General features: G+C 55.1%; 16 protein-coding genes. 5 read left to right on the top strand and 11 right to left on the bottom strand.

The genetic code is table 11. The features are described 5' to 3' along the window. The first annotated feature begins 33 nt into the window (after nucleotides 1-33). Together VEB01_RS19750 and ubiA are read left to right on the top strand one after the other, a co-directional pair. Complete coding sequence (locus tag VEB01_RS19750; RefSeq protein WP_324878478.1) at nucleotides 34-615, top strand: chorismate--pyruvate lyase family protein; 582 nt, start codon at nucleotides 34-36, stop codon at nucleotides 613-615. Beyond that, a complete protein-coding gene (gene ubiA / locus VEB01_RS19745) occupies nucleotides 612-1,499 on the top strand; it encodes a 4-hydroxybenzoate octaprenyltransferase (protein WP_324878477.1) in 888 nt (295 codons plus the stop codon). Before VEB01_RS19750 ends, ubiA begins: the two co-directional genes overlap by 4 nt. A 33-nt stretch (nucleotides 1,500-1,532) precedes the next feature. Here the strand turns inward: ubiA and VEB01_RS19740 are convergent, their stop codons facing one another. The 7 genes from VEB01_RS19740 to VEB01_RS19710 all read right to left on the bottom strand — a co-directional run bounded on the left by VEB01_RS19740 (nucleotide 1,533) and on the right by VEB01_RS19710 (nucleotide 8,426). Next, nucleotides 1,533-2,645 (bottom strand): nucleotidyltransferase domain-containing protein, encoded by a 1,113-nt coding sequence (locus VEB01_RS19740; RefSeq protein ID WP_324878475.1) that lies wholly within the window; start codon nucleotides 2,643-2,645, stop codon nucleotides 1,533-1,535. Further along, the gene (locus tag VEB01_RS19735) at nucleotides 2,639-3,556 is read right to left on the bottom strand and encodes an HprK-related kinase A (protein WP_324878473.1); all 918 of its coding nucleotides are present in this window, start codon (nucleotides 3,554-3,556) and stop codon (nucleotides 2,639-2,641) included. The genes VEB01_RS19740 and VEB01_RS19735 overlap by 7 nt, the downstream gene beginning before the upstream one ends. Beyond that, on the bottom strand, nucleotides 3,553-3,840 hold the full coding sequence (locus VEB01_RS19730; RefSeq protein ID WP_324878471.1) for an HPr-rel-A system PqqD family peptide chaperone: 288 nt from the start codon (nucleotides 3,838-3,840) through the stop codon (nucleotides 3,553-3,555). Before VEB01_RS19730 ends, VEB01_RS19735 begins: the two co-directional genes overlap by 4 nt. Nucleotides 3,841-3,872: 32 nt before the next feature. After that, nucleotides 3,873-4,778, bottom strand: a complete 906-nt coding sequence (locus VEB01_RS19725; protein WP_324878470.1) for a hypothetical protein — start codon at nucleotides 4,776-4,778, stop codon at nucleotides 3,873-3,875. 314 nt (nucleotides 4,779-5,092) lie between these two features. Further along, nucleotides 5,093-6,730 carry an electron transfer flavoprotein-ubiquinone oxidoreductase gene (locus VEB01_RS19720; RefSeq protein ID WP_349255742.1) on the bottom strand — a complete coding sequence of 546 codons (1,638 nt, stop codon included), beginning with the start codon at nucleotides 6,728-6,730 and terminating at the stop codon, nucleotides 5,093-5,095. Continuing rightward, nucleotides 6,727-7,680: an electron transfer flavoprotein subunit alpha/FixB family protein gene (locus VEB01_RS19715; protein ID WP_324878469.1), complete on the bottom strand. Its 954-nt coding sequence runs from the start codon at nucleotides 7,678-7,680 to the stop codon at nucleotides 6,727-6,729. Before VEB01_RS19715 ends, VEB01_RS19720 begins: the two co-directional genes overlap by 4 nt. Further along, nucleotides 7,677-8,426: an electron transfer flavoprotein subunit beta/FixA family protein gene (locus VEB01_RS19710; protein WP_324878467.1), complete on the bottom strand. Its 750-nt coding sequence runs from the start codon at nucleotides 8,424-8,426 to the stop codon at nucleotides 7,677-7,679. The genes VEB01_RS19715 and VEB01_RS19710 overlap by 4 nt, the downstream gene beginning before the upstream one ends. A gap of 94 nt (nucleotides 8,427-8,520) precedes the next feature. Here VEB01_RS19710 and rnd point away from each other — a divergent pair, with 94 nt between their 5' ends. The 3 genes from rnd (at nucleotide 8,521) to VEB01_RS19695 (ending at nucleotide 15,327) form a co-directional block, all read left to right on the top strand. Further along, the gene (gene rnd, locus VEB01_RS19705; RefSeq protein WP_324878465.1) at nucleotides 8,521-9,684 is read left to right on the top strand and encodes a ribonuclease D; all 1,164 of its coding nucleotides are present in this window, start codon (nucleotides 8,521-8,523) and stop codon (nucleotides 9,682-9,684) included. Further along, on the top strand, nucleotides 9,677-11,260 hold the full coding sequence (locus VEB01_RS19700) for a bifunctional aminoglycoside phosphotransferase/ATP-binding protein (protein ID WP_324878463.1): 1,584 nt from the start codon (nucleotides 9,677-9,679) through the stop codon (nucleotides 11,258-11,260). The genes rnd and VEB01_RS19700 overlap by 8 nt, the downstream gene beginning before the upstream one ends. A 356-nt stretch (nucleotides 11,261-11,616) precedes the next feature. Continuing rightward, nucleotides 11,617-15,327 (top strand): hypothetical protein, encoded by a 3,711-nt coding sequence (locus VEB01_RS19695; protein WP_324878461.1) that lies wholly within the window; start codon nucleotides 11,617-11,619, stop codon nucleotides 15,325-15,327. A gap of 86 nt (nucleotides 15,328-15,413) precedes the next feature. On the opposite strand, the gene vapC is transcribed toward VEB01_RS19695, so the two are convergent. The 4 genes from vapC to VEB01_RS19675 form a co-directional block, all read right to left on the bottom strand. Then, entirely contained in the window at nucleotides 15,414-15,821 is a 408-nt protein-coding gene (gene vapC, locus VEB01_RS19690) for a type II toxin-antitoxin system VapC family toxin (RefSeq protein ID WP_324878459.1), read from the bottom strand. Beyond that, nucleotides 15,818-16,012, bottom strand: a complete 195-nt coding sequence (locus tag VEB01_RS19685) for a type II toxin-antitoxin system VapB family antitoxin (RefSeq protein WP_324878457.1) — start codon at nucleotides 16,010-16,012, stop codon at nucleotides 15,818-15,820. Before VEB01_RS19685 ends, vapC begins: the two co-directional genes overlap by 4 nt. Before the next feature lie 136 nt (nucleotides 16,013-16,148). Continuing rightward, nucleotides 16,149-17,147: a YVTN family beta-propeller repeat protein gene (locus tag VEB01_RS19680; RefSeq protein ID WP_324878456.1), complete on the bottom strand. Its 999-nt coding sequence runs from the start codon at nucleotides 17,145-17,147 to the stop codon at nucleotides 16,149-16,151. A 5-nt stretch (nucleotides 17,148-17,152) separates the two neighbouring features. After that, complete coding sequence (locus VEB01_RS19675) at nucleotides 17,153-17,686, bottom strand: SRPBCC family protein (protein ID WP_324878454.1); 534 nt, start codon at nucleotides 17,684-17,686, stop codon at nucleotides 17,153-17,155. Nucleotides 17,687-17,739 lie beyond the last annotated feature (53 nt).

Raw genomic sequence — 17,739 nt, 5'->3', positions numbered from 1 at the left:
TTAAAATTCCCGGTTTTTCTCGAGACCAACAACTTGACGACACGCAGTCAACTTTTCAGCCGAGCGCCGGCATGGTTCCAACTCGGAAGCAGTCAACGGAGCCACATTCCCGAGGGTCTTCATTCATGGCTTTTCGAGACCGGCTCGCTGACCAGCCGTCTTCGCGCGCTTTGCGGCGCCGGTTTTCGAGTACGGTTATTGCGGCAACGCTGGCTGCGGCCATTTGCCGAAGAATCGCGGGCACTGAGATTGCCACCCTCACGGCTCGCATTGGTACGCGAGGTGCTGCTCCAATGCGACGACCAGCCATTGGTTCTGGCGCGCAGCATCATACCTGCAGACGTTTTGCGTGGCACTCAGCGCCACTTGGCCTATTTAGGCAACCGTCCGCTGGGAGAAATTCTTTTCTCCGACCCCAAGCTAAAGCGATTGAGGCTGCAACTGGCTACCATCGAAAACGAAAAATGGCGGCTGGACCTTTCTAATGCCGTTGACATCGCCCAATCATCCAACCGAATCTGGGGCCGGCGTTCCCTGTATGCCATCGCTCACGGAAACTTGTTGGTAGCCGAGTTCTTTCTGCCTACCGTGCTGAAGCAAAAAGCAAATCTATGATCAACCAAGCGACTTTCCGGATTTCTAGCAAACGCCTCGAGCTTTACTGGCGGCTGATGCGCTTCGACAAGCCCATCGGCATTCTCCTACTCCTCTGGCCGGCGCTATGGGCGCTATTGATCGCCGGAAATGGCAAGCCCGATGTCTTGGTGAGCTTCGTCATCGTAACAGGCGTCGTGCTGATGCGGGCGGCGGGCTGCGTGATCAATGATTACGCCGATCGTGACTTCGATCCCCATGTGGAGCGCACCAAATTGCGTCCTATCGCCGCCGGACTGGTTACGCCGAGGGAAGCGTTGTGGTTGTTCGTCACGCTATGCCTTATCGGATTCGCCCTGGTGCTCCTCACCAATCCGCTCACGATTGCACTATCGGTTCCCGGCGCGTTTCTCGCAGCGTCCTACCCGTTCATGAAACGCTACACCTATCTGCCGCAAGCCTATTTGGGACTCGCCTTCGGCTGGGCGATACCGATGACCTTCGCGGCCCAAACAGGCGGCGTTCCTTGGGTGGCCTGGGAGCTTTATTTCGCTACCATTCTGTGGGCGCTGGTTTACGACACGATGTACGCCATTGTGGATCGCGAGGACGATCTTAAAATCGGCGTCAAATCCACTGCCATTCTGTTCGGCGATATGGATCGGGTGCTGATTGCGATGCTTCAGGTCTTCGTGCTGTTGATTCTTTACTCAGTGGGAAGACAAGCCGGACTGGGGATGCCCTATTTTCTGGGACTGCTGATCGCCGTGGGGCTGGCCGCTTATCAGCAGTTTCTGATCCGGGAACGTAATCCCGTCAATTGCTTTAAAGCATTTTTGAACAATCACTGGTTCGGCGCGGAGGTATTTGCCGGATTGGCCGTGGATTACGTCTCGCGCCTTTAGAATATCCTGCCCCCGAGATCGTCCTACATAAGGCTAATGGGCTCGCTTCGAGTTCTGATTTTGTTCGGACTGTTCGACCGCAAATGCTTTACGAGCAAGATGATAAATGAGCAGAGGCAAAGGCATGCGTAGCCAGTGGCCTCGCACATAGAGCATCCATCGGGCGAGGCCGGTAAAATGGTCGGCAGCCGTAGCATGTTTCGGCTGAAGCGCCCGTAAAAACAAAGCATCCGTCAGGCCAAGCAGCGGCCGCGACGGTGATTCCATGACAACCTTGTCTTGGACCCATGGCGGAATTCGCGTACCCAGTATCTTCTCCGCATAGCGAAGCGCGTAAAACAAAGGCCTGGCAAGACCGACCTCTGTGGCTCGCCGCACCAGCCGATTCCAAAAGTCGTCGTCGGCTGCCGAAAAGTGGATGAGCAAGCTGTCGATATCCGCGAGATCCCTTAATCCCGAGTCCAATTCGCCCTCCAAAAAAAGGTGCGTAGCGCTGTGCAGCACCATATCTTCAGGAGCGAGAACCAAGAGGTTGTCGTATCCCGGCAATGGCACCGCCGTCGCCAGCATTTTTTCCGAATCGGCCCGAATCCGGGAAGTGGCGGGCGTGATGGCATGATGCACATCAATAACGGTGCCGCGCCGCATATGCCGCATCGGAGGGATTTCGTGCATCCACTGGCGATAGTAGCGCTGATCGTAAGCATTATGATGCGTGGTCACCCATCCGTGGAGCATGAGTGCCGCCTCGACATCGGGCAGTCTCTCTTTCGGCACCAGAATGTCGATGTCGCCGAACACACGACCCCGTGCCGCCGGTAGATCGGCCATCGCGTAGGCCGCCCCCTTGAGCAGGACGATTGGAACTCGAGTTTTCAGTAAAGCCTTGCGGATTTGCTCGACTTCGGCACCCACGGCTTGGTCTTGCCGGTTGGCAACTAGTCGCGCTGCCGTCAAATGTCTGCGTGGAGCTTCCGGGATACAGTCGAGCAAGCCACAGTCTTCAAGCTGAACGGCAAGCTTGGCAAGCACCTTGGCCGCTCTGCACTGCCGGATAATGACATCCCATTCGGCGAGGGAACAGGCCGTCAAAGCTTCCCTATGCGTCAGCGCATCGACGGCGGATTTTTTTACGTCGACTAACATGCCGGAAGGGCCTTCAGATCGGCGAACACCGAGATCGCGTCATCCAGCTTGCTGTAAGTAAATTCATAGCATTCCGCTTTGTCTACGATGCCGACCAAAGCCTCGAACCCGCGCTCTCCCAACAAGGTGTAATTGAACGCATTTTCGGCAAGGCGTACTAAAGTTCTGGCTTTCGAGTAGGGGCTCAACTCAACCTTCGCGCCAGGCTGGAAGCGCGGAAAAACAATCCAAGCAGGACGTGCTGTTTCTTGAGACCGCCGCACGCTATCGGCAGGTGCTTTCATGTGCGAAACCGTACCCTTGTGCGTGTCCCGAACTACCGGTCCGATCACCGCCGAGGGATCGTAACGGCGAATGATGTCGATCGATTCATTTTTCAGACTGATCGGTCGCGGTACCGGCGTCAATAAACGATCAAGGGGATCAATCAGCGCCAATTCGTCGGACAGCAGCCTCCAACCCCTACTAACCAAAGCTGCACATAAGGTGCTTTTTCCGGAGCCCGGTGGAGCGGCGAGAATAGCCGTGCACCCATCCCTCTCCACAACCGCGGCATGAATCATTAGAAACTGATGACAATGATTCGCGATACACCAATTGAGGCCCCACTCGAACATCGGATAGGCCTGCTGATAAGGCAGCGGCTTGAATGGACATGTACCGTCGAACTCGAAGTTGACCTGCGGCCGAACCCAACGGCGCGCGGATCGGGGACGTGTGATCGAGACGTGGAAATCCGCAAACTCACCGTGACGAGAAACAGGGTAATCTCCGTAGAAAAGCCGTAAACCAGCTGCAACGGACGGAATCGAACACGTTACCCGAACAACCACGGGAGCAACAGTGAATGTCAGTTCGCCGTTAGCGAGGGACGTGGCAAACGATGTTTCTGGAAGGTCGGAAGCGATCAAACGACATGAATTTTTATGAGACCGAGACGCTGAAATTCTAGCACTGCCTGTTCGACTGTCTCTATGAGCAGGTCATCCGCCGAATGGGCCTCTCCTTCGGCGAATCGCTGCACAAAGTCCGTGAGAAGTGTCCCCGTCGGAAATTCAGCCAGAGCCTCGAGAATTGCACGGCCAAAGTCGGAGAGCACATGGGTAGCGCCGGTGGCGGCATCGAACACGGCCGATCCCCCGTTCCATGCAGGCGAAAAGTGCAGATCCTGCTTACAGACTTGAACAAACCGCACGGCAAAAAACGAGCAATCAATTCAGACGCGCTTCATGTACAGCTGAAGCCGATATTCTCGTTAAAACCTGGAGCACCAGGATCGAACGTACTCCGAATGTAGCAGACAATATCTCTGGCGGCCCATCCGTTACCGGGGGTCCCATTACTCCCGTTGGGAAAATATTCTCCGCCATTTGACGCGGCCTGCCACATGTCAGACAAGATCGCATCCGTTAGAGGATAACCAAGTCCGTAAGTGGGATGATGTATGTTGAGATGGGCCGCAACAAGATGCCGCGCAAGCTGGACGGTCTCCATGCTCATTCCGGTGTTGTTGGCTACAATATCGGCCGGGAAAGCAAGAAGCTCCCACATTGAGAGCCCGTAAGTACGCGGCTTTATGAGCTGAGCATTGGTCAGGTTTAACGTTGCCGGCAACTGGTATAGCTTGGAAAGAGGAGGAATTTGAGCCCCTCCGGAACACAAATAGCTAAACTCAGGACCGTAATGCAGCATTGCCCTTTTTTCAGCTTCAAACTCGCTATAGTTAGCCGGCCCACCCGTAGTCTGCTCTGCCCAAGTTGTGGTAGTGGTTGTTGTAGTTGATGTCCCCGTTCCTTTCTTTTGCTCCGTGGTCTGGGTAGTTGCAGAGTACACGGCTGGATTTTCCGTGCCGTAAGGACTGTTCCATTCCTTGAACCACTGACAAACTTTCCAGTAACCGGGCGAACGGCCCGCGCAGGGAGCAGTATCCCCGGCCTGCGGACTGGCATTCCCCGAGAATATTCTGGATGGCGACATGCACGCATTGGCCAATGGTGAATAGCCCGAAAAGCTCATCAGTACCGGCACCGCAAATCCGGCTCTCGTCAAGTTACGCCGCGCCTGATCGACGTTATGCTCCTGATCCGAAGATTCGGAATCCACTTGGTCATTTTCAAGCTTGTCGTTACTCATAGTCGGCCCCTAAGTAATTGTTTACCATTCCAACGCTCCGTATCCGCCAACATTCCTAATAAATTGTGTTAACTGATTTTTTAGTCTCCCGGCAGTCGACACTTCGCGAAACTGTTATCAAAGCTACTCAATGCTTAATTCTAGCCCATATCAGTGCGCGAATTTGGTGAGAGTTGTGAGAGCAGAAATAACTTCTTAGCCTACTGCGAAAGCAATCCATTGTAATGACCAGACCTCTTATTGGCGGCAGGCAGGCAGACAGGCAAGCCACAGTAGCGGAACTTTATTAACTTCTTGCAAAATGCGAGAACGCCTCACATATTCACATAATTGGGCCCGCCCCCGCCCTCGGGCGGTACCCAAGTAATATTCCGAGCGGGATCTTTGATGTCGCACACTTTGCAGTGAACGCAATTTTGCGCGTTGATCTGAAATCTGGCTTGCTGCCCTGGGGCTTCCACTATTTCGTAAACCGCCGCCGGGCAGTAACGTTGCGCCGGCTCGTCGTACAGCGGCCAATTCCGTGAAATCGGAACGGCCGGATCGGTCAGAACCAGATGGCACGGCTGGTCTTCCTCATGATTGGTATTGGAGAGATAAACCGAGGACAGTTTGTCGAAGCTCAGCACTCCGTCGGGCTTCGGATAATCGATCGAATGGCTATCCGAAGCCCGATCCAATGAGGCGTCATCCGGAACACGATTGTGCAGCGTAAGGGGAAGCCTTCCGCCGAAGATATTCTGATCCATCCAAATGAACGCACTTCCCACAAACGTCCCGAATTTCGCCAGCGCGGGACCGAAGTTTCGGCCATGGAACAATTCCTTGCTAACCCATGATTTGCGATAACTTTCATCCAAACCCGGTATTCCGCCTGCTGCGAGCGCCTCGAATACCGCTTCCGCGGCCAGCATACCCGTTTTCATGGCGGTATGATTGCCTTTAATCTTTACCGGATTAAGAAAACCGGCCTCGCAACCCGCCATCACGCCGCCGGGAAAAGACAGCTTGGGCACCGACTGCCATCCGCCTTTGTTCACTGCGCGAGCGCCGTAACCGATTCGGGTCGCGCCTTCCAGAAACTGCCGTACGACCGGATGCTGTTTCCAACGCTGCATTTCGTCGAAAGGATTTAAGAAGGGATTCCGGTAGTTCAATGCCACGATCAAGCCGAGTGAAACCAATCCATCTTCGTCATGGTAAACGAACCCGCCACCTTCCGTTTGATTGTCCAAAGGCCAACCGAGGGTATGAACCACTCGTCCGGGCCAGTGCCGGGACGGATCGATGCGCCAGATTTCTTTGATGCCGATGCCGTAGTGCTGCGGATCGGCTTCCCGCCGTAATTCGAACCGATCCATCAGCCGCCTGCCCAAATGTCCGCGGCAGCCTTCGGCGAAAATCGTGTAAGGGGCACGCAATTCCACGCCGGGCTGGTAGTTGGACTTCTTCGAACCGTCCTTGGCGACGCCCATGTCGCCCGTAACCACACCGGCTACCGCTCCTGCATCGTCATAAAGCACATCGGCAGCGGCAAATCCCGTGAATATCTCTGCTCCGAGGGCTTCGGCCTGCTGCGCCAGCCATCGGCACAAACGGCCCAGGCTGATCACGTAGTTGCCTTCGTTGCGCATCGGCTTTGGAATCAGGAAATCCGGAACTTTAAACGAGCGCCGTTCGCCGATAAGGTAATGTAATTCATCGTGCTCGACGGCTACTGTGACGGGCGCTCCCCTCTCCCGCCAGTCAGGAAACAGCTCGTTCAGGGCGGTCGGCTCGAATACGGCGCCGGAAATGATATGGGCTCCGACCTCCGCACCTTTCTCGACGATGCAAACCCTAAGCGCCTTCCCGGTTTCGCCCGCGAGCTGCATTACTCGGCAGGCGGCGGAAAGCCCGGCCGGCCCGGCGCCGACGACGACAACGTCAAACTCCAAACTTTCCCGATTCACGATGTCCTCTTGGGCAGAGCATCGAGCAATTCCGGTATCACCTCGAACAAGTCGCCGACCAAACCGATATCCGCAACCTCGAAAACGGGCGCATCGGGATCTTTATTCACGGCCACTATGGTCCCCGCGTCCTTGATCCCCGCCAAGTGCTGTATCGCTCCGGCGATGCCGAAGGCTAGATAAAGCTCGGGGGCGATAATTTTGCCGGTCTGCCCCACCTGCAAGTCATTGGGAACAAAACCGGCATCCACCGCCGCTCGCGAAGCGCCGACCGCCGCTCCCAATCGATCCGCCAGGGCATAGATCGAGCCGAAATGCTCTTTGCTTCCCAAGCCCCGGCCGCCGGACACCACCACGCGGGCCGATTGAAGATCCGGCCGCTCGCCGCCGGATGAGCGTTCAAGCCTGAGAAAGCGCGTATGACTCGGGCAGTCAAAGTCGATGCTAATTTTCTCGATAGGTGCCGAACCCGTCTCCGGAACCGGCTTGAACGAAGCCGTACGGACGGTCGCGACGACGATACCTGGCGGCGTTTCGATCGTTTCCAGTGCATTGCCGGCATAGATGGGCCGCTCGAATACGTTCCGGTCGACCACCCGCATAACATCGCTGACTTGAGGGACGCCGAGCAGCGCCGCCACGCGCGGCAAAAGATCCTTGCCAAACGTGGTCGCGGGCGCCAGCAGATGAGTGTAATCCTTGGCCAGAGCGGAAATTTGCGGCGCCAGAATCGCAGCCACAGGATTCCGGTTGGCAGGATGCTCGACCAGCAATACCCGCGTCACGCCGCTCAAGCGAGCCGCGGCCTGCGCGGGTTTATTCTCTGCCTCGGCGAATACGGCCACATCGACAGCTTCCGGACCGAGATCGAGCGCGCAAGCGACCGCTCTCGCGGTCGAAGGATTCAGCGCTTCGCCGTCATGCTCGGCGACAACCAATACCTTGCTCATGACAACAGCCCTCGCTCGCGGAGCGCCGCCACCAACTCGGCAACCGAAGACACTTTCCGGCCGGCCTGACGTTTCGGCGGAGGCGCGACTTTAAGCAGCTTGGCTTCCGGGACGAACTCCACGCCCAGGTCTTCCGGCGTGACGGTTTCGATCGGCAAGCGGCGCGCCTTCATGATGTCCGGCAACTTGGGATAACGGGGAATATTGAGGCGAAGATCGGCGGAAATCACCGCCGGCAGATCGACGGACAGAAATTCGAGCCCGGCATCCACCTCGCGGGCAACAGTGGCGGCTTTATCGGCCAATTCGATCCTGGACGCAAAGGTGGCTTGGGGCCAGCCGAGCAGAGCCGCCAGCATTTGCGGGGTTTGGTTGCAGTCGTCGTCGATGGACTGCTTGCCCATGAGGATCAAATCAGGATTTTCGCGCCGAGCAAGCTGGGCCAGAATGCGCGCAGCATTGATGGGTTGAGGAGCCGTATCCAGCGGTATGTGGATCGCCCGATCCGCGCCGAGCGCCAAGGCGCTTCGGAGCTGCTCCTGCACCGCTTGCGGCCCGAGCGAAACGGCCACGATCTGTGTCGCCTTGCCGGCCTCCTTAAAGCGGATTGCCTCTTCCAGGGCGATTTCGTCAAAGGGGTTTATGCTCATCTTCACCCCTTCCAACATCACACCCGAGCCGTCCGGCTTCACTTGGATCCGCACGTTGTAATCCACCACGCGCTTTACACTCACCAATACCTTCATACGTCCACCTCATTAGAAGATCATCGGCGGGAGCGTATTCTTCGTCCCTAAGCCATATAATAACTTCACGACTTGAAAAAGCACCCTCTTTACGATGACACCCCTTTCCCAAATCAGCTATATCGACTCGCTCAATGAACTCCAAGACTTCTGCGGAACCGTTAAAAATGCCTCATGGCTCGCCGTAGACACCGAGTTCTTACGCGAAAAAACTTACTTTCCTAAATTCTGCCTGCTCCAAATCGCATCGGCGGACAAGGTCGCCTGTATCGATCCGCTCGCCTTTGAATCATTGGAGCCCATAGCGGATTTGCTGTTCGATCCGGCCATCACCAAGGTTTTTCATGCCGGACGACAGGACCTGGAAATCTTTTTTCATCTGTGGGGACGCTTGCCGGCACCAATCTTCGACACCCAGATCGCCGCACCGTTGATCGGCTTGCCTGAACAAATCAGCTATGCCGGACTCATTTCCGAGCTGCTCGGACTGAACTTGAGCAAAGGGCATGCGCGCACCGATTGGTCTCTCAGACCCCTGACCGAGGCGCAGCTGCGCTACGCGGCCGACGATGTCATCCATCTCGGAACCGCCTACCTGGAGCTACGCCGGGAACTGGAAGCATTGAGCCGCCTAAGCTGGCCCGAAAACGAGTTTGCCGCCCTGCTGAATCCACAGCTTTACGAGAACGCTCCCGAGCTAGCCTGGCAACGTATAGGCGGATATTATCAGCTGAACGCGTCTCAGCTCGCTGTTCTGCAGGCACTGGCGGCTTGGCGCGAGGACGCCGCGCGCCAACAGGACATCCCGCGCAACTGGTTCGTCAAGGACGAAGTTTTGTTCGACCTCGCACGCCTTATGCCGGCAGCTCCCGATAATCTCAAGCTGATCCGCGGATTGGAGGAACGAACGATTAAGCGTTACGGCAATCAGCTGTGCCAGATTATTCAGGAGTCGAAGAATCGCCCGCCTCCAGCCATCTCCCTCAAATCACGCCAAGCTAAAAAGACGCCCGAACAGGAGGCGCTACTCGACGTGCTCACCGCGGTAGTGCGTTTGCGCGCCGCTCAGCACACCCTGAATCCGGCAGTGCTCGCCGGACGCAAAGACCTGGAGCAACTGATGGAGGAACCCGAGCAATCGAAGCTGCTTCACGGCTGGCGCAAAGCGATGGCCGGAGAGGAACTAGAGGCGCTCCTCCGGGGCGAACGACAACTCAGAGTGATGAACGGCCGTTTACAGATGGAACCGCATGGATGACGCTCACTATCCCGAGCTAATCTCGGCGCTACGGAATCCCGCCGCTTACGATCATCCCGCAGGACCCATAGAAATCCGGGAAACCCATATCTCCTGGGTTTTGCTGACTGATCCATTCGCTTACAAGATCAAGAAACCGGTGGATTTCGGCTTCCTCGACTTTTCCACCCTAGACAAGCGCCGATTGTTTTGCGAAGCGGAACTCCGCCTCAACCGCCGGTTTGCCGCGGACTTGTATTTGGCCGTAGTGCCTATCGCCGGAGATCCCCAAAATCCGCGTATCAACGGCACGGGCACCTCAATCGAATTCGCCATTAAGATGCGGCGCTTCGACGAAGCGGCGCTGTTCGATCGTTTGTGCCAGGACGATCGCTTATCGCCCGAGCATGTGGATAAGCTGGCGGAGTTACTGGCCCAATTCCATGCGAGCATAGACCGCAGTACCGCCGAAGATGCTCACGGACTCCCCGAAAACATCTACGGCGCCGCCGAACAAAATTTCATCCACATCGGACCTTTGCGCGACGATCCCGTAGACGCCGCCAAGCTGGAGGCCGTGCGCGCCTGGACTTCCGAGTCGTATTCGCGCTGCCGGGAGACCATGCTTGCCCGGAAAACCGCCGATTTCGTTCGCGAATGCCACGGCGATCTCCACCTCGGAAACATCGTACTCATCGACGACCGGCCCACGCCATTCGACTGCATCGAATTCAACGAGGATTTGCGCTGGATCGATGTGATGAGCGAGCTGGCCTTTTTGGTCATGGATCTGGAAGTCAAGGGCAAGCGGGACTTGGCGTTCCGGTTTCTGAATCGGTACCTGGAACTCACCGGCGACTATGGAGGGCTCGGCTTGCTGGATTACTACCGGGTCTACCGGGCCATGGTAAGGGCCAAAATCGCCCAACTGACCCGCGCATCTACCGGTGATACCGCGAAGCAGCGGGAATTATTAGCTCTGTATCGGCGATACATCGATTACGCATCCAGCCTCATCCAGCCTCAAAAACCGGCATTGCTTATCACCCATGGTTTCTCAGGCAGCGGCAAATCCTATATCGCGGGCCAAATCGCCGAACGGCTCCCGGCCATTCGTCTGCGCTCCGATCTGGAAAGAAAACGCCTGGCCGGGTTCGACGAACACGCAAACACCGGATCGACGCTCGACGCCGGCATCTACACCGCCGACATGACACGCAGAACGTATCGCTATTTGCTGGATACGGCTGAAGACATTTTGAAATCCGGACTGTCCGTCATCGTCGATGCCGCATTTCTAAAACTGGACCAACGGGCGACTCACAGGACGTTGGCCGAACGGATCGGCGCGGCATTTCTGATTCTCGATTGCCAAGCGCCGATCGCCACGTTGAAAAGCCGTATCGAAGCCCGCGCGCAGCTTGGTAAGGATCCGTCCGAAGCAAATCTGAAGGTGCTCGAAAATCAGATTGCGGCGCATGACGCCTTAACCGAAGAAGAACGGCGTGACACCTTGACGATTGACACCAGCGGACCTGTCTCTTTTGACGAACTTCTTAAGAAGATCTACCTGAGTACGGGCAAGTCGCCCGGCTAAGGTCTTCTTGACGAAACATCGGAAGAAAAAGACAAAAGCCTGACCCTGTCATAATGAAGGTGTTTCCGGCTAATATCGGCAGCGGCGTCTACCGCTGACATCGTGACCTTTTCACCGGCAATTCGCATTGTGCAATCAACCTTACTAGAGCGTGTTATGAACTCGCTCTAACTTATTGATTAATAAAGCTATAGGAGCAATGTCACATCTTCCAAAGCTTGGGCCAACTGCTTGATTTAAAGGCCAATACTTAAAAGTTCATAACACGCTCTAAATATAGGTATCCGTTTTTTTCGTCCTGAACAACGATGACCGACTCCCTTTTTCTACCATTTTGGGTCCACGCGCACGGCCAAATGGACCATCCCAAGGCGAAGCTGCTCACTCAGATTCTTGCAAAATACGATTTGCGTACTGCATTGAGCTGGATGGCAGGAATTGCGACAGTTCCAAGTTTTCAGGCAAACAGCTACCGAGTCGAGTTTCTCTCTCAACTCGTTGTAGCTTGTTGCGAAGGCAAGAAACGTCCGACTTGGCAACACCTGAATCATTGGCTAAACCGTCACCTTGGGGTGTCTGACATTGCTAACATGGAGGATCCGGCAGAGGACATGTTCGTAGTGAACGTGCTGACAAAGGATGGCGACTTCCGCGTACTCACAGGCCTTTGGGAGGCAGCCGACAGCGCTACGACGCTGATCGTGGAAACGCTCACTACGCTGGGTGGGCCAACTCAAAAGGCTTGGCTGCACCCGAGCCTTGCGTTACTGCGTCTTTCCGACGCGATGCTCAAACGAGCTGAGCTCACTCGATGGCACACTGAACCGTCACGACCGAAAGGTGTCATGACTATCGTGCCTGCCACGCCGCTCCAGCGCTGGGCGCATCGCGTAACATTCCACAGGAATGAGCTGATCGCTCTTAACATTGCGCCGGAACAATTAGCACCTTTCGTTTTCAACCTGGCGGAGCGGAAGACACTACTTAAACAAAGCAATCAGGAGTCCGGTCTACATCGGAGGCCATTGCTTCAATTTGGCGACGAATACGTAGTTGCGCTACCAAACGCACTTACATACGCCATACGCAGATATCTGCTGGACTGCGCTGTCGCGGCTGGGCAACTCCAGGCTTTGCAGTCCGCATTGATGATTTGCGTCCAGCGGCGACTTTTCGAGATGGCTCGATTTGGTAGTCGCCATCGGATGAATGTCGTCGAGTTACCGATGGAGGTTGGCGGCGTACGGGGTATTTGTCGCAGTGTCGTTGTCCAAGTGGGTAGTCGGCGCTTTTTGCACTTCCTTGTCGTATCCGATGATCTTAGACAAATAGCTTTGTCTGGACTTCTGCATCCGAGCAAGCTATCGCCGTCGGCTGCACAACAGGTTAATGCTCATGTAGAGGCGTTGCGGAATTATATTGAATCACAATATGAAGTGGATTCAGCGCACACGCTTTGGCTCATGGGTTATCTTGGACAAGGATTTATCGGCAACCTACCATCGGAACGTCCCGTCTGGACATTTGGAACAGCCCGTCTGAATGAATTGGAGATGCTCTTCAGCGATTCCGATGGCCCTGTAGATCGGCTCATACTGCTGCTGAACCAGGAGAAGCAGCTCGAACGCGAAGGACTTGAGCTCCCGTTTCAGAACGGGCTTCTCAATCTCTATGCATTCTGGACAAAGCAGAATTTCTGCCTTCGTATCTCCGATGTGCCTCACGACCAAGGCGCTTGCCTCCAAATTGCAACGGACTTCGTCGCTGAATACCGCAGCAACCGCCGCGCTGCAGTCGATGAGCACTGTGAGATAACACTGACAAATAGGCATGTAGTCGTCGAACGTAATAACGCGGAGGCAATATACGAATCCTTACGCGCCGTCCCGGCATATGTGAGCCTTGACTACTTGGCACGGGGTATACTGAGCTTTTGTCTAAAACAGCAGGACACGACGGTCTGGCTGACGGTCGTCGCTCCATCTAACGGAGAAGTTCGCGACTCAGCTTTTAAGCTGTGGGAGGCGCTTCAGCTTCTGCTTCATAAAGTGTTGACGAAGCACTTTGTGGCTCTGTGCTTCAAGTTTCCTGTTATTGAAGTAACAATTGACCTTCAACAAGTAATCGAGCGAACTGCAGAAGCCGACGAGCCGATGATCGAGTCGGGACTTAGTGTCCTGCCAGTTAAGAACGTGCCCGCCGTAAGGCTCCTAGCGGCGCCTGGTTTCTTACGTAATTTCCACGAGGTTGAGAACCGAGGCGAGCAGCTTCTACTGAGACAACTGATTCAAGCGCTTGTAATGTTGGCTGACACAGCAGAAGCGAGGATGCTCGACCCTGCGGCGGAAGCCATAAACATCCTCGGAGGGACAGATGCTCGGGTGCTCCACATGTTCCGGATGGAGAACCATGTAGACTATCTTCTAGCGGCAAATTCGAGGCGAGTCTATCGGGCGCCGACCGAGCACATAAATTCCGCCATATGCTCTGCTTTCATCTGGATGCCATCGTACTCAACCCCCATTCTGCTTGACCAGACAGCGAGCGTCAGCGCACTTAATTCAACCGTATCGCGCCAAGCAGAGCGACTAACCGAGCTTCTGAGACGCTTTGACCGCACTCAACTCATTTCGGAGTTGTTTCACCTTCACGAGACCCTATTGCGAGAGAGAGCCCGTTGGAGGTACACCGCGAGAGCCGTCCGAGCTCTCTACGGCGTAGACGATGGAACCCGCGCCGCAGCCGAAGTTGAGCGAGAGCGCGCTCAATTACAGATCGCAATCCGCGCACTTATCGAAGCAGCTGTCTGCGAGTGCCCGATGACTGGCGGGATCGCGCCTGATGAGTACTCCTTGGATGAGCTGGTAGGCGGGATGGCGACGCTGAACAACCTCGGGCGCGATTCCGACGTTGTTTACTATAGTCTCGCCAGCAAAGGAATCACTCTCTTTCCTAATGGCAGCCACTCTCTTGATGCCGATGTGCTTGGACAGCTTGCAGGCCCATATCTTGAGGAGTCATTTGGTGTGGCTTATACAGCCGCTGCCACAAACTATGAGAGCTGGGTTGGAATCCAACAAGAGGAAGCGGAAAAGGAAAGTAAGACAGAGTCCGTGTTTGCTTCGTCGAGCTTTCTCACAGCATGGCAGAAGGAGTACGGCCACTCGTTCGAGGTATTTCAAGAAATCGCAGGCGAACTGCAAGACCTCGGCGTCAAGCGAGGCAATGTGGTGATTGAGACAACCGTTGAGGAAGTGACCGCCGGTCGAGCCGATGCGGGCGTGACCAAGGAAGACGTTCAAGCCTTCGTTGCTGCATTTGGTCTGTTTAACAGAGCCACATGGGTGGCGCAGCCACCGTATTTGCCCAAGGATGTCAATCCTTGGCGTTTTCAGCGTCGCTTGTCTTTGAGTCTTCGACCAATTGTCGTCTGCCCGCAAGGGACAGAGCAGCGACTTGTTTACGGCCTGGGAACGTTGCGTCAGTCATTTGGGTATTTGCTGGACTGCATTCGAGGTGGAACGTTTGATAAGGACGTCTTCAAGTCAACAGAGATGCGATCGTTTCTCGGGGCTCGGGTCGATGCACTTGGACGGCAGTTTACTGAACGTGTTGCGTCTAAGTTGCACGACGAAGGCTGGATGACGGCGACTGAGTTAAAGTTGACTCAGCTCGGCGCATCGAAGTCACCGAACTTAGGGGACATTGATGTTTTGGCTTGGCACACAAATGGACAAGTACTTGCCATTGAATGCAAGCGTTTAAAGCAGTCGAAAACCATCGCTGAGATCGCCTTGGCTTGTGCAAGATTTAAGGGCAATGTGGACGACCATCTCTACAAGCATCTTCGCCGGGCTCATTGGCTTCAAACGCATATTGGGCAGGTTGCCAAGTTCATTAAGCTTCCGGAAACGGCCATTCGCATACGGCATCCAATGGTGGTAAGCAGACCAGTCCCTTTTAAGTACCTTCAAGGACTTCCAATCCCGGCTTCAGACATCCTCAGCTTTGAGGAGCTCGGAAACTATCTCCAGCAGTGTGATGAAAACTCGAAAAGTGCTTGGTGAGAGTACAGCAAACTCCAGAATAGGGGTCAGGCTTTAGAATAAGGGTCAGGCTTTCGTTATTTGCTTTTGATTTCAATACGCCACAGCTATTCCACCCCGTGTCCTCCGACGTTTCGCAATCCCAAATGCTCGACAAACGGAATGAAGTCTCGATCGGAAAACAGCAGGGCGTATCCCCTTTCGATGCAAAATGTAGCGATGATGACATCGGCGGTTTTGTGGATGGTGATGCCCCGTTTTCTGAGTGCCCGAAAATTCTCCGCGCTTTTGAGGGCCTGTTCGGTGCCGAGCAAGTCGTAAACGGTTAGAGACATCAGCAGCCGTTTGGCCGTTCGGAAATCGGCATCCTGACGAAATCCCTGCAAGACCTCGGTTAAAATCAAGTCGCCGATCGCCAGCGGTTCCACCCCGAGCAGTTCGTCAAGCGTGGCGGTTTGGGGCGTGTCGATGCCGTTGAAGTAATCGATCCATACGCTGGAATCGACCACGATCATCCATCGGTTCTCATGGCGTCAAGATCGCCTTCCCATTTGAGCTTTCCTTTGAAAGCTTTGATCTGCTCCTGGTTTTTCAAGCGGATGAGTGTCTTGAGGCCAAGCTCCACCACCTCGCGCTTGGTTTTTAGGCCAGTGGATCTTAAAGCCTCGTTCATTAGCTCATCGTCGATGATGATGTTGGTTCGCACAGTCGGGCTCCCATGTGTATTAAATAGCATTACTTTACACATCTTAGAGCCGCGCTGTTTAACGGGCAAGTGAAAAAGGAGCGCCGCAAAGACGTTGCTCCGCTTAGATTAGCTTTACCTCAGTCGCTGCAAACACCTACTGCGGATTCGCCCCTACGGCCTGCGCCACGAACTCGCCGAATGCCCGGCTGCCGTCGCCGGTGGGAATGGTCTTTTCCAGTTGCAGGGTTTCCGCATTGATGACGGAAACGGAGTTGCTGAACCAATTGGCGACATAAATGTGCTTGCCGTCGGGGTGGGCGGCTATGCCTTCGGGGTATTCGCCCACCGGAATGGTGGCGGTAACTTCGCCCCGGTCGGCCGCGATGACCGATACCGTGTTGTCGTATTGGTTCGTCACGAACAGACGGGCGCCGCCGGCGCCCAAAGCCACCGCATAAGGCCTGTCGCCAACCGGAATGGTCTTCAGCAGCGCCATGGTCCCGGTGTCGACCACGGAGACGTCGTTGCTTTCCACGTTGGCGACATACAGGCGGTTGGCTTTCGAGTCCAGGGTGACACCGAAAGGATGCTTGCCGACCGTGATCGATTTCTTGACCTCCAGGTCGGCGGCATCGATCAGTGAAATCGAATCGTCGTCTCGGTTCGAGACGTAAATCCTCGCCCCGTCCGGGCTGACGGCTACGCCGGAGGGAGAATGCCCCACCGGAATGCGCTTCAGCACCTTTAAGCTATCGAGATCAAGTACGGAAAGGTAGTGGCCATACCAGTCGGCCACATAAGCGCGTTTTCCGGCAGGGTCAACCGCGATACCCAAAGGTCCCTCGCCCATGGGCAAGGTGACGATTACGCTTTGAGTACGGCCGTCCAGGACCGTGACGTCTTTGCTGCCGGGATTGGTCACGCAAATCTTGGCACCGTTCCGGCTGACGGCTACACCCGCCGGCTGCGATCCAACTTTCAGGGCTTTGACAACAGACCCGTTGGCGGTGTCGATCACCGACACGCTATCGTCTTTCTGATTAGTGACATAAGCATAGGGCTCGGCAAAGACATCACCGACCATGGGAAACAGGAAAGCGATGGCACACGCCATCGCTTTTGCCCGGTTTACCGAATCGTAAAAGCCAAGCATGTTACTTATTTTTTCTCAGCCATGGCTTTTAGGTTCGCCAACCCTTCCTTGTAAAGGGTCGTCACCGCATTGACGGCAGCCTCATCACTCTCCTCGGGCGGGGGATTATTGTTCATGAAGCTGCGATAAAAGGCGCCGTTCCACTCCACCTTGGAGCCGCCGGCGGGATTCGGTTCAACTTTGATCGTGGACGAATAATTGGCTACCGGCAGATCTTTGGGATCGACTTCGGTAATCTTGTATTGGACGTTCATCTTGGCGGCATCATAGTTCTTGAGTTCTTCCTTGATCACGCCGCCGCTTTTCAGCTTGAGTTCCCGCGTCGCGCCTTTCTCATTGCCGCCTTGAGCCGTGGTGCTTTCCACCATCGGCAGCCATTTTTGTGGGTTCGCCCAGTCACCGACAAACGCCCAAACCGCGTCGGGTGCGGCGTTGATTTCGACGGTTTCGGTAACCTTCTGGCGGCTTGGACCGTGGGCATTCGCAAACCCTGCCCAAAGCAACGACAGGACGGCAACAAATGACAAGAGTTTTTTCATTATTTTCTCCGGAAACAAACGAATACAAGGCAAAAAGTATAAGGCAAATTGCT

It is taken from the genome of Methylocaldum sp., assembly GCF_035627495.1.
In the GTDB taxonomy this organism is placed as follows: Bacteria; Pseudomonadota; Gammaproteobacteria; order Methylococcales; family Methylococcaceae; genus Methylocaldum.
Note: the sequence above shows the minus strand (reverse complement) of the source record. Positions and strands in the feature narration are given on the sequence as shown.

Bases quoted from the DNA above. Each gene is read 5' to 3' on its own strand.
- ubiA (WP_324878477.1), top strand. From the start codon at position 612: ATGATCAACCAAGCGACTTTCCGGATTTCTAGCAAACGCCTCGAGCTT.
- VEB01_RS19740 (WP_324878475.1), bottom strand. From the start codon at position 2,645: ATGTTAGTCGACGTAAAAAAATCCGCCGTCGATGCGCTGACGCATAGG.
- VEB01_RS19725 (WP_324878470.1), bottom strand. From the start codon at position 4,778: ATGAGTAACGACAAGCTTGAAAATGACCAAGTGGATTCCGAATCTTCG.
- VEB01_RS19715 (WP_324878469.1), bottom strand. From the start codon at position 7,680: ATGAGCAAGGTATTGGTTGTCGCCGAGCATGACGGCGAAGCGCTGAAT.
- VEB01_RS19710 (WP_324878467.1), bottom strand. From the start codon at position 8,426: ATGAAGGTATTGGTGAGTGTAAAGCGCGTGGTGGATTACAACGTGCGG.
- rnd (WP_324878465.1), top strand. From the start codon at position 8,521: ATGACACCCCTTTCCCAAATCAGCTATATCGACTCGCTCAATGAACTC.
- VEB01_RS19700 (WP_324878463.1), top strand. From the start codon at position 9,677: ATGGATGACGCTCACTATCCCGAGCTAATCTCGGCGCTACGGAATCCC.
- VEB01_RS19695 (WP_324878461.1), top strand. From the start codon at position 11,617: ATGGACCATCCCAAGGCGAAGCTGCTCACTCAGATTCTTGCAAAATAC.
- vapC (WP_324878459.1), bottom strand. From the start codon at position 15,821: ATGATCGTGGTCGATTCCAGCGTATGGATCGATTACTTCAACGGCATC.
- VEB01_RS19680 (WP_324878456.1), bottom strand. From the start codon at position 17,147: ATGCTTGGCTTTTACGATTCGGTAAACCGGGCAAAAGCGATGGCGTGT.
- VEB01_RS19675 (WP_324878454.1), bottom strand. From the start codon at position 17,686: ATGAAAAAACTCTTGTCATTTGTTGCCGTCCTGTCGTTGCTTTGGGCA.